Source organism: Streptomyces sp. CO7 (genome assembly GCF_053474865.1).
Genome location: NZ_JBRIOU010000010.1, coordinates 49,014 through 59,397, shown reverse-complemented (window position 1 = coordinate 59,397; position 10,384 = coordinate 49,014). Strand labels below are relative to the sequence as shown.

Below are 10,384 nucleotides of genomic sequence, written 5' to 3'. Positions count from 1 at the left end.
GCCACGTCCACGAGCCGCCTCGACCGCGGCCGCCGCAGTACCGCACGACCGGGACGCCGCACCACTTCCGTGGGGCGGCGTCCCTCGTTCGGCCGCACGGAATCGCCCGATATGCCCATTAACGCCTAGCGTGAGGGCATGACCGCTCCCATACCGAGGGACATACCGGATCTCCCCGCCGTGCCGGGCTGGGCCAAGATCATGCCGTCGTACGTCCCGCCCACAGCCGTCATACCTCCGGCCCGCCGACCCCTGACCGCCCTGTTCCGCCTGGGCGCCGCGCTGGCCGCGGCGGGTGGCGTGACCGTCTGCATGGTGCTGGGCCGCCCGCTCCAGGCGCTCACCCACTTCACCGTGCAGGCCAACATCCTGCTGGCCCTGGTCCTCGCCGTCTCCGCCCAGCGCGCTTGGAGCGCCGGCCGTCCCGTGCGCCCCGCCCTCACCGGCGCCGCGCTGCTCTACGTCCTGCTGGCCGCCCTGGTGCACGCCTTCGCCGTCCCGGGCCGCCCCGCCTTCTCCGACCCCGGCCCCGGCGGCCGCTGGGGCCTGGCGGCAGCCCTGCTGCTCACCGTGGTCACGCCGCTCGCCGCCCTGCTGGACTGGCTGCTGCTGACCGCCCCTCGCACCCTGCGGCTCCGCCACGCCACCGCCTGGGTGCTCTACCCCCTCGTCTACCTGGGCCTCGCCCTCGTCCGGAGCACCCTGCTCCCGGCCGACGCGCCCGGCCGCGTTCCCTTCGCCTTCCTCGACGCCACCCGTAACGGCACCCTCGGCCTGGTCGGCAACTCCCTGCTGTTCGCCCTCGCCTGCTACGGCCTGGGAGTCCTGCTGGTCGCGGTCGACCGCCTGTGCCCCGGCTTCGTCCGCTGCCGCCCGAAAACCGGATTTCGCCTCAGGCCGCCGGTGGGCTAAAGTAAACGTCGTCGCCGCGGGAACGCGGAGATGATCGGGGTGTAGCGCAGCTTGGCAGCGCGCTTCGTTCGGGACGAAGAGGTCGTGGGTTCAAATCCCGCCACCCCGACAGCCAAATAACAGGTGAGGCACCTACGAATTTCCGTAGGTGCCTCACCTGTTTCTGCTTGCACGCCTCGCGGCGGGAGAGCACCGGCAGTGGGACGCCACAGGTGCACGGAGCCGCGTCGGGGTGTTCCCGGGCTTCCGTTGCCGCGCCTCTCCGAGGGGATGGGGCCAACGATCGAAGTCACGCCCTCGGTCGGCAACCTCCTCTTTCGCCGCCCTTGCAGGCAGCGGCGATGACTGGCGCGTGGGTTGCGTGCTCTCGCGTGCGGGCCCCCGGCGTCACCGATTTCGCGCGTGCGATCCTTCGTGGATGGCAGACGCGCGGCTACCCGAGGGCTGGACTCTTCGGCGGATCCGGGAGGTGTCGGGGGACGGGGAGGCTGTCGCCCTGGATCCCGGGCGTCCGGTGCAATGGGTGGGGGGCGTCGGCGATCCCGAGACGCTGGACCCGGAGATCGTTCTCGGGTTCCGCGGCCTGTGTCTGGTGAAGCCCGTAGGGGACGACGACTGGTACATGAGCAGCCTGTACGACGACGGCAGCGTCGACTGCTGGACCGCCTACGACGACCTGTACGAGGCGTTGCGGGGCCTCTGAGGGCTCCGGTCACGGCCGCGTGGCCGGGGAGAGGGTGCGCGGTCGGCTCTGGCAGGTGGTGTCGCTGGCCATCGACGAAGCCCGGTCGTCGGTTGGGTCCCGGACGCGTTCTCCGGGCCGCCCCCGTACAGGCCGGGGATGCAACCATTCTCTTCGGAGCTGGAACCCCCGGTAAGCCGACCGCGCGGTCGCGAGGCTAGCCGGAGGCACTGACAACGGGCCTGTGCGGCAACCCTGTTCGGGAAAGGTCATGACCCTGTCACCGCGCCGTCCGCCGTGGGCCGGCTGCCGCACGCTGTCCCTCCACGCACTCGCGTCCACCTCGGGGGAAATCATGCGCATCCGTATCGCCACAGCGGCCGTCGCCGCCGTGCTCGCCGTCACCGCCGTGGGCTGCGACAGCGGCGGTGACGGCAAGGACGACGCCGCTCCGGCACCGGCGGCGTCGAGCGCCGCGGGCAGCAGCGCCCCGGCCGAGGACGAGGCCGAGGGGACCGGCGGGGACGCCGCCGGCGGCACCACCGACAGCCCCGCGCCCGAGGCGTCGGAGGCCGCTCTGCCGCCCGAGCCTCAGGGCGCCGCCCGGTCCGACGTCATGCGGGTCGTCTTCGACGTCGACGTCAACCTCTTCAAGGACGAGGAGAAGGCGATCGACGCGGCCCGCAAGCAGTGCGCGGCTCTGGACAGCGGCGTGGCGGACCCGGACCACAGCGCCGCCGAGCTGTTCTCCTACAACGGCATCACGCCGACGGACGAGGACGGAAGCCACCTCAACTACGGCCTGCGCAGGACGCTCTGCCCCGCTTCCTGATCCGGCGCCCGCCGAACCGAGACCGTACGGAGCTCGACTCCCGTTGGGCGCGGGGTGAGCCTGGGAGCGAGGCGTTCACGGGCGGAGGGGGACCGCGATGAGACGTGCGGGTGCGGCGGTGTGTCTGGTGCTGGGGCTCGGCATGGTGAGCGGTTGCAGCCCCGCCCACCTGACGCTGGTCGCGGTGACGAACGGGGAGGACGGGCGGCCGGTGGCCGTGCTGCAACCGTGCGACGACGGGGGCGAGGACATCATGGGGATGCGGCTGGGGAGTTGGCCGAGCGGGGCGAGCAGAGTCGAGATGGACGGTGCCGGGACGGGCGGCGCCGATGAGGATCGTGCGTCCGTGGACGACGGCGGGTGGGAGACGCCGCGGGGGACGACGCATCGCGGGCGGGCCGTCATCCCCGTGCTCTCCCCGCCGGACTCCTGGCTCGTGGAGGGGGGCGGCGCGCGGGAACTCCTGCCCGGGCGGACGTACTCGCTCTCCTTCTACTCGTACGACGGCGTGTACTACGGCGACGGCTACTTCACCACCCAAGACCTGGCGTCCCTTCGCCCCGGTCAGGTCTGGGCGGCGGGCCGGGCGATGAGCGTCGACGACTTCGCCGACCACGTCGGCGAAGTCTGCTGACCCCCTCGCCCCGGGGCCGGGCCGCCGGTGCGGTCGAGACCGTGCCGGCCTTCGGGCGGATGCTCGCCGACGGCTCCGGCTCCGGCTCCGCCGGGGAGATCGCCGTCGGCCTCGCCCTACGTCGTGCCGTGTTCGGCGCGGCGCTGATCGTGGCGCGGCGGATGCCGCACGGAAAGAGCTGGGCCCGGCTCGCTCTCGCGATCGGGCTGGGCGTCGTGGGCACGGCGTCCGGCGTCCGGCGTCGATGGTGGTCGAGCCGGTCCGTGCGCCGGCCGGCGGCCGCTCCCCGGGCGAGGTCATCGAGCAGGCCGGTGCGCCGGACCTGTTGTTGGGCGCCGTCCGGGGCTGCACGTCGCCGCGGTGCTCGTCGCCGTGGTGCTGGTGTTCCTGCCCGCCGCCACCGCGCGCTTCCGGCCCGTCCGCCCGCTCGGTGACCGTGCCGGGACCGGGCGGGACCCCCGGTCGGGGGAACGGGCGCGGCAGACGGCAGGATCCGGCGCGAGGGGGCCGGGGAGGTGTGCCTACCGTCGGCGGGTGAGAAGAGTCGCGGCGCCCGTCCCGACGGCCGGGCCGGGCGGGCAGGACCCACCGGGAGGGCCGGCGGGGTCGCGGTGGCGGCCCCGGCCGGGGCACGGGCTGCGGCCGCGGCTGCGGCACCCCGCGCAGGTGGTGGTCGCCGGCTTCGCCACCGCCGTCGCGGCCGGCACGGGCCTGCTGATGCTGCCTGCCGCCAAGGCGGGACCGGGCGGCGCAGGGCTGCTGGAGGCGCTGTTCACCGCCACGTCCACGGTGTGCGTGACCGGCCTGGTCGTGGTGGACACCGCGACGTACTGGAGCGGCTTCGGGCACGTGGTGATCCTCGGGCTCGTGCAGGTCGGCGGCTTCGGGATCATGACGTCGGCGTCCGTGCTGGTCCTGCTGGTCTCGCACCGGATGGGGCTGCGGGCGCGGATGACCGCGGCGACGGAGACCAAGGCGCTGGGGCTCGGGGACATCCGCGCCGTGGTGACCGGCGTGGTGAAGGCGTCCCTGGTCGTCGAGGCGGTGACGGCGCTGGTGCTGACGCTGCGGTTCGCGACCGGTTACGACGAGCCGTGGCCGCGGGCGGTGTGGCTGGGGGTGTTCCACGGCGTCTCCGCGTTCAACAACGCGGGTTTCGCGCTGTACTCCGACAGCCTGATGTCCTTCGTCACCGACCCGTGGATCTGCGTGCCCGTCGCGCTGGCGATCATCACCGGCGGGCTCGGCTTCCCCGTGCTGTTCGAGCTGCGCCGCCGGTTCCGCCGGCCCCGCGCCTGGTCGGCGCACACCAGGATCGCGCTCTGCGGCACCGGCGTCTTCCTGGTCGGCGGCTGCGCCTTCGTCACCGCCGTGGAGTGGTCCAACCCGGCGACGCTGGGGCCGCTGGACGTCCCCGGAAAGCTGCTGGCCGGTTTCTTCCAGGGCGTCATCCCCCGCACCGCGGGGTTCAACAGCGTCGACCTGGCCGCGCTGCGCCCGGTGAGCTGGCTCGGCATGGACGTGCTGATGTTCGTCGGCGGGTCCAGCGCGGGCACGGCCGGGGGCATCAAGGTCACCACCTTCGCGGTGCTGTTCTTCGTGCTGTACACGGAGATCCGCGGGGACAGCTCGGTGAACGTCTTCGACCGCCGCCTGTCCGCCCCGCTGCTGCGCCAGGCACTGACCGTGGCGCTGCTGTCGGTGGCCGCCGTCGTCGTCTCCACGATGGCCTTCATGGTCTTCGCCGAGCACGGCCTCGACCGGTCGCTGTTCGAGGTGGTCTCGGCCTTCTCCACCACCGGGATGTCCACCGGCATCACCGCGCGCCTGCCCGTCGGCCTGCAACTGCTGCTGGTGGTGCTGATGTTCGTCGGACGGCTCGGACCGATCACCGTCGCGTCCGCGCTGGCCCTGCGTCATCGCGTCCGCCTGTACGACCTTCCCGAGGAGCGTCCCGTCATTGGCTAGGAAGTTCATCCCCAGCAGGCAGCGCAGTCGGCGGGCCGGTCACCGGGACGCCGTGGTGGTCGTCGGCCTCGGCCGGTTCGGCCGTGCCGTCGCCAAGGCGCTGGTCGAGGCGGACACCGAGGTGCTGGGCATCGACGCCGGTCAGGACGTCGTGCAGGCGCTGTCCGGGGTCCTCACCCACACCGTGCGGGCGGACTCCACCAAGGAGGACGCGCTGCGGCAACTGGGCGTGCAGGACTTCGACCGGGCCGTCGTCGCCATCGGCTCCAACCTGGAGGCCAGCATCCTCACGGCCTCGCTGCTGGTCTCCTTCGGCATCAAGCACGTCTGGGCCAAGGCGACCAGCGAGGAGCACGGCCGGATCCTCTCCCAGCTCGGCGTCCACCATGTCGTCCTGCCCGAGCACGACATGGGGCAGCGGGTCGCCCACCTGGTGCGCGGCCGCATGCTCGACTACATCGAGTGGGAGGAGGGGTTCGCCATGATCAAGACCAATCCGCCGGCCGGGATCGTCGGCATCCCCCTGGGCGAGAGCGACATCCGCTCCCGTTTCGGGCTGACCGTCGTCGCCGTCAAGCGCCCTGGCGAGGACTTCACCTACGCGACGCCGGCGACGGTCGTGGGGCCCGCGGACACGATCATCGTCGCCGGTGACACCCGGGAGACGGAGCGGTTCAGCGAGCTGCGTTGAGGCACGAGGCTCAGCAGGACCGTGCGGCGATCGTGTCGGAGACGGAGAACCGTCGCCCGCAGTACGGGCAGGTCGCCTCGCCGAAGGCGTAGGTCAGCCTGTGCGCGACGGCCCCGTGGCCGTCGGCCAGGGCGAGTTCGTGGAGGCGGTGTCCGACGCCCTGGAGCGTGGAGGGGTCGGCCGGGTGGAGCGGGAAGGTCGTGACGTCCTCGGACAGGGCGTAGTCCTCCGCGCAGCTGAAGTAGCCCCGCTCGCCCACGACCACCCATACCGCTCCTTCGCACCCTTCGGGTTCGCACTCCCACTCCTCGGTGCAGAGGCCGCGGAACAGGTCCTCCGCCCAGTCGATCTGTCCCTCCAGGTTCAGGACGACCTCGAGCAGGTAGCAGTAGTCGCCGTCGTCGGTCACCAAGGACCGCCGGCGGTGTGCGGCGGCCAGCAGGCGGGCGACCTCAGGGGCGAGAGCATCACGCAGCGACGCAGTCTCGTGCCGCTGGTCCGCCTGGATCAGGAAGGCTCCCGCGAGGTGCAGGGCGGAGTCGGCGATTCCCGGGTCCTCGCCTTCCGCGAGCTCGGCCAGCCCCCGCAGCGCCGCCGGGGAGACGGTGTCCAGGGACCCGTTGTGGTACAGCTCCGTCCACAGCTCGCTCCACGCCCCGTCCTGCGGCCCTCTCGCGGCGCGTTCGAGCAAAATCGTCAGACGCCGGTGAGCGGCAGCGGCGTCGTCGGCGGAGTGGGGAGGGCTGGTCGTCATCACCGCATCCAACCAGAGGCCGACAGGGTAATCGGACTGACATCCGTCCGGGCGGAGGATTGGATACGTGGTATCGCATCGGTCCGCACCCATGCGCACCCATGCGCACCCACCCGCGTGTTTCCGGCCAGGCCAGGAGGTCACCCCGTATGAGTCATGACGCGTCGCCCTTTCCCGAGCGGATGGAACTGACCGGGGAGGGTCTGGTCCTCCGGGACTGGACGGAGGACGACCTGGCCGCGATGCCGGCGTTGTTCGACCACCCGGACATCGCCTACTGGACGCCCATCGTCTCGCCCTTCGACGAGGCGGCCGGGCGCGCCCGGCTGGTGCGCACCCGCGAGCTGCGGGCCGAGGGGACCAGCATCCTGCTCGCCATCACACTGGACGGCGGGGCCCCGCTCGGCGAGGTGATGCTGCGCCGGGCGCCGGAGGGCGTGGAGATCGGCTACGCGGTGGGTCCGGCGCACCGCGGGCAGGGGCTGGCGGCCCGGGCGGTGCGGGTGATGGCGGCCTACGCCTTCGAGGAGCTGGGGGCGGAGCAGGTGATCCTCGAGCTGGAGGCGGAGAACGCGGCGAGCGTCGGCGTCGCCACCAGGGCCGGATTCCGGTTGCTGGACGTGCCCCTGATCGAGGGTGAGGAGAAGGGACGGCCCTACGTCCTGCAGACCTGGGGGCTCGACCGCGGGAAGGACTGAACCCGCCCCTCGGCCCTTGCGGCGCCTGCGGTGCGGGGCTCGTCGGGCGGCCGCGGACGCCGGTGGCCGGATCGGGCTCGCTTGTCAGTGGGCGGGATGCCGGATTACTGTCACAAGGTCTTGGTGAACGGGAAATCCGGTGTGATGCCGGTGCGGCCCTCGCCACTGTGATCGGGAAGTCCGGCTCCGGCCCTCGCGGGCAGCCACTGGGTCCTCACGGACCCGGGAAGGCGGAGCACGGGCGTGTGGTACCCGTCAGCCAGGAGACCGGCCAAGGCGCGTCGTCCATCCACGAGGTGCTGGAGAGGGTCTGCTGAGCCATGCACATAGCCGAGGGGTTTCTTCCTCCGGCGCACGCGATCGCCTGGGTTGCCGCGTCTGCGCCGTTTGTCGTCCACGGAGTTCGTCAACTCACCCGTGAGGTGAGGGAACATCCCGAGAGCACGCTGCTCCTGGGAGCTTCGGGCGCGTTCATGTTCGTCCTGTCGGCACTCAAGTTGCCGTCGGTGACCGGTAGTTGCTCGCACCCCACGGGGAGCGGGCTGGGGGCGGTGCTGTTCCGGCCCCCTGTGATGGCGGTGCTCGGCACCGTCACGCTGTTGTTCCAGGCGCTGTTGCTCGCCCACGGCGGGCTCACCACACTCGGCGCCAACGTCTTCTCGATGGCCGTCGTCGGCCCCTGGGCGGGGTACGGCGTGTACCGGCTGGCCCTGCGGTGCGGGGCGCGGCTCGCGGTGGCGGTGTTCTGCGCGGCGTTCGTCGCCGACCTCAGCACCTACTGCGTGACCAGCGTGCAGCTGGCGCTGGCCTTCCCCGACCCGGTGGGCGGATTCGCGGGCGCGCTGGGCAAGTTCGGGTCCATCTTCGCGGTCACGCAGATCCCGCTGGCGGTCAGCGAGGGGCTGCTCACGGTGCTGGTGGTGCGGCTGCTGGCGCAGTCGAGTGCGGGTGAGCTGGCCCGGCTGGGCCTGCGGACCGCCGGGCTCGGCAGGATCGGGTCCGGCAGCACGAATGGGACCGGCAGCGCGAACGGGACCGGCACCACGAACGGGACCGAGGCCGCGACCGTGGCCGACACGGGTGCCGGCACCGAAACCGGCGCGGGCACGAGCACGGGCGCGGGCACGAGCACCGGCGCGAGCACGAGCACGAGCACCGGGGCGGTGTCGCGATGAGCCGGAACCTGCGGATCAACCTGCTGCTGGTGCTGACCGTGGTCGCCCTGGCGGTGCTGCCGGTGGTCCTCGGCATGGGCGACCACAAGCCCGAGCCGTTCACCGGGGCGGACGCCGAGGCGGAGGTGGCGATCCAGGAGATCGACCCGGACTACCGCCCCTGGTTCTCGCCGGTGTACGAACCCCCGTCCGGCGAGATCGAGTCGGGGCTGTTCGCGCTGCAGGCGGCGGTGGGGGCGGGAGTCGTCTCCTACTGCCTGGGCCTGTGGCGCGGGCGGCGGCAGGGCGAGGCTCGGGCGGCCGCGGCCGCGAGCGCCCCGTCGGGTGCCGCTGCCACCGGGGACGGCGCTCCGGACGCTCCCGTGGACGCGGATGCCGGTGCCGGTGCCGGTGCCGTCACCGGCGACGGCCCGAACGACGCCGCTTCCGGGCGGGTTTGACGCCTGTGCTGTCGATCGACGCGGCGGCGCACAGCAGTCGCTGGCGCCGCCGTCATCCTGTGGACAAGGCGGTGCTCGGGTTCGGGCTCACGCTGCTCGCCGTCGCACTGCCGCCGTGGCCGGGCGCCCTGCTGGTGCTGGTGACCGCGCTGATGGTGCTGCTGGGTCCCGCGCGGGTGCCGGCCGGGCGGCTGTGGCGGGCGTACCGCGCGCCGCTCGGGTTCTGCGTCACCGGCGCGGCGACGCTGCTGGTGCGGGTGGGCGGGCCGGACGGCGCGGTGCTGGGCCCCGCGCCCGACGGGCCGTTGCGGGCCGGTGAGCTGCTGCTGCGGAGCTCGGCGGCCTCGCTGGGCGTGCTGGTGTTCGCGTTCACCACGCCGATGTCGGACCTCCTGCCCCGCCTGGTGCGGGCGGGGGTGCCGGCCGCGGTGGTGGACGTGGCGGTGGTGACGTACCGGATGGCGTTCCTGCTGCTCGACTCCGTGCGGCAGGTCCGGCAGGCGCAGGCGGCACGGCTCGGGCAGCGGACCAGGGCCGCGGCCTGGCGTTCGCTGGGCGGTCTGGGGGCCACCGCGTTCGTGCGGGCCTTCGACCGGGCGGGCCGGCTGCAGACCGGGCTCGCCGGACGGGGCTACGACGGGACGCTGCGGGTCCTGGTCCCGCCCACCCGGGTGTCCGGGAGCTTCGTCGGCGCGAGTGTCGCGCTGCTGACCGCGATCGTGGTGCTCGACGCCGTGCTGGAAGGACGTCTGTCGTGAACGGGACCGGCGGAACACCCGAGGACCGCGCGACCACGGAGGACGGGGCGACCACGGAGGACGGCGCCGCGGCGGCGCCGCTGGTCGCCCTGCGGGACGTGTCCTTCGGGTACGAGGACGGCCCCCGCGTGCTCGACGGCCTCGGCTTCGAGGTCCGCGAGGGGCGCGCCCTGGCCCTCCTCGGGCGCAACGGAAGCGGGAAGACGACGTTGATGCGGCTGCTGAGCGGAGGGCTGCGGCCGCGCTCCGGCCGGGTGGAACTGGAGGGCGGACCGGTGTCCTACGACCGCGCCGGGCTCACCCGGCTGCGGTCCACCGTGCAGCTGGTCGTGCAGGACCCGGACGACCAGCTGTTCGCGGCGTCGGTCGCGCAGGACGTGTCGTTCGGGCCGCTGAACCTGGGGCTGCCGGAGGCGGAGGTCCGGGCGCGGGTCGACGAGGCGCTCGCGGCGCTGGACATCACCGGGCTGGGCGACCGCCCCACGCACCTGCTGTCCTACGGGCAGCGGAAACGGGCGGCCGTCGCGGGGGCGGTGGCCATGCGGCCGCGGGTGCTCGTGCTCGACGAGCCGACGGCGGGGCTGGACCCCGACGGGCAGGAGCGGCTCCTCGCGACGCTGGAGTCGCTCCGGCGCGGGGGGACCACGGTGATGATGGCCACCCACGACGTGGACCTGGCGCTGCGGTGGGCGGACGACGTCGCGCTGCTGACCCCGGGAGGCGTGCGGGTGGGGCCCGCCGGGGAGTTGCTGGCACGGGCGGAGGCGCTGCGGGAGGCGGGCCTCCGGATGCCGTGGGGAGTCGCGGTCGGGGCGGCACTGCGCGGACGCGGCGGCGGGG

The 10,384-nt window shown here is 73.3% G+C and carries 11 protein-coding genes, 1 tRNA gene, 1 pseudogene and 1 riboswitch; of the genes and pseudogenes, 12 read left to right on the top strand and 1 reads right to left on the bottom strand.

Translation table 11 applies throughout. The annotated features are described in order from the left end of the window. Positions 1 to 138 precede the first annotated feature (138 nt). The 7 genes from ACOV8S_RS28565 to ACOV8S_RS28535 all read left to right on the top strand — a co-directional run bounded on the left by ACOV8S_RS28565 (position 139) and on the right by ACOV8S_RS28535 (position 5,719). A complete protein-coding gene (locus ACOV8S_RS28565) occupies positions 139 to 912 on the top strand; it encodes a Pr6Pr family membrane protein (RefSeq protein ID WP_448321393.1) in 774 nt (257 codons plus the stop codon). Between the two features lie 35 nt (positions 913 to 947). Further along, a tRNA-Pro gene (locus ACOV8S_RS28560) sits at positions 948 to 1,021 on the top strand. A 309-nt stretch (positions 1,022 to 1,330) separates the two neighbouring features. Beyond that, a complete protein-coding gene (locus ACOV8S_RS28555; protein WP_448321392.1) occupies positions 1,331 to 1,615 on the top strand; it encodes a hypothetical protein in 285 nt (94 codons plus the stop codon). 250 nt (positions 1,616 to 1,865) lie between these two features. Then, the gene (locus ACOV8S_RS28550) at positions 1,866 to 2,426 is read left to right on the top strand and encodes a hypothetical protein (protein ID WP_448321391.1); all 561 of its coding nucleotides are present in this window, start codon (positions 1,866 to 1,868) and stop codon (positions 2,424 to 2,426) included. A 97-nt stretch (positions 2,427 to 2,523) separates the two neighbouring features. Next, a complete protein-coding gene (locus ACOV8S_RS28545) occupies positions 2,524 to 3,060 on the top strand; it encodes a hypothetical protein (protein ID WP_448321390.1) in 537 nt (178 codons plus the stop codon). A 534-nt stretch (positions 3,061 to 3,594) separates the two neighbouring features. Beyond that, a complete protein-coding gene (locus tag ACOV8S_RS28540) occupies positions 3,595 to 5,028 on the top strand; it encodes a TrkH family potassium uptake protein (protein WP_448321389.1) in 1,434 nt (477 codons plus the stop codon). After that, entirely contained in the window at positions 5,021 to 5,719 is a 699-nt protein-coding gene (locus ACOV8S_RS28535) for a potassium channel family protein (protein WP_448321388.1), read from the top strand. Before ACOV8S_RS28540 ends, ACOV8S_RS28535 begins: the two co-directional genes overlap by 8 nt. Before the next feature lie 10 nt (positions 5,720 to 5,729). Here the strand turns inward: ACOV8S_RS28535 and ACOV8S_RS28530 are convergent, their stop codons facing one another. Continuing rightward, positions 5,730 to 6,473, bottom strand: a complete 744-nt coding sequence (locus tag ACOV8S_RS28530) for a hypothetical protein (protein WP_448321387.1) — start codon at positions 6,471 to 6,473, stop codon at positions 5,730 to 5,732. Between the two features lie 149 nt (positions 6,474 to 6,622). On the opposite strand from ACOV8S_RS28530, the gene ACOV8S_RS28525 reads away from it, so the two are divergent. The 5 genes and pseudogenes from ACOV8S_RS28525 to ACOV8S_RS28505 all read left to right on the top strand — a co-directional run. Next, positions 6,623 to 7,171 carry a GNAT family N-acetyltransferase gene (locus tag ACOV8S_RS28525; protein ID WP_448321386.1) on the top strand — a complete coding sequence of 183 codons (549 nt, stop codon included), beginning with the start codon at positions 6,623 to 6,625 and terminating at the stop codon, positions 7,169 to 7,171. Between the two features lie 104 nt (positions 7,172 to 7,275). Then, a riboswitch (cobalamin riboswitch) is annotated at positions 7,276 to 7,461 on the top strand. 30 nt (positions 7,462 to 7,491) lie between these two features. Further along, positions 7,492 to 8,151 (top strand): annotated as a pseudogene (locus tag ACOV8S_RS28520) (energy-coupling factor ABC transporter permease); the annotation flags it as partial. Between the two features lie 191 nt (positions 8,152 to 8,342). Beyond that, complete coding sequence (locus ACOV8S_RS28515; RefSeq protein ID WP_448321385.1) at positions 8,343 to 8,786, top strand: energy-coupling factor ABC transporter substrate-binding protein; 444 nt, start codon at positions 8,343 to 8,345, stop codon at positions 8,784 to 8,786. 5 nt (positions 8,787 to 8,791) lie between these two features. Continuing rightward, complete coding sequence (gene cbiQ, locus ACOV8S_RS28510; RefSeq protein WP_448321384.1) at positions 8,792 to 9,544, top strand: cobalt ECF transporter T component CbiQ; 753 nt, start codon at positions 8,792 to 8,794, stop codon at positions 9,542 to 9,544. Positions 9,545 to 9,624: 80 nt separating this feature from the next. Next, positions 9,625 to 10,384 (top strand): energy-coupling factor ABC transporter ATP-binding protein (locus ACOV8S_RS28505; protein WP_448321471.1); only part of this gene is annotated, 760 nt, incomplete at its 3' end.

Excerpts from the sequence above, each read along its gene's own strand:
- ACOV8S_RS28565 (WP_448321393.1), top strand. The coding sequence starts at position 139 with ATGACCGCTCCCATACCGAGGGACATACCGGATCTCCCCGCCGTGCCG.
- ACOV8S_RS28555 (WP_448321392.1), top strand. The coding sequence starts at position 1,331 with ATGGCAGACGCGCGGCTACCCGAGGGCTGGACTCTTCGGCGGATCCGG.
- ACOV8S_RS28550 (WP_448321391.1), top strand. The coding sequence starts at position 1,866 with ATGACCCTGTCACCGCGCCGTCCGCCGTGGGCCGGCTGCCGCACGCTG.
- ACOV8S_RS28545 (WP_448321390.1), top strand. The coding sequence starts at position 2,524 with ATGAGACGTGCGGGTGCGGCGGTGTGTCTGGTGCTGGGGCTCGGCATG.
- ACOV8S_RS28530 (WP_448321387.1), bottom strand. The coding sequence starts at position 6,473 with ATGACGACCAGCCCTCCCCACTCCGCCGACGACGCCGCTGCCGCTCAC.
- ACOV8S_RS28525 (WP_448321386.1), top strand. The coding sequence starts at position 6,623 with ATGAGTCATGACGCGTCGCCCTTTCCCGAGCGGATGGAACTGACCGGG.
- ACOV8S_RS28515 (WP_448321385.1), top strand. The coding sequence starts at position 8,343 with ATGAGCCGGAACCTGCGGATCAACCTGCTGCTGGTGCTGACCGTGGTC.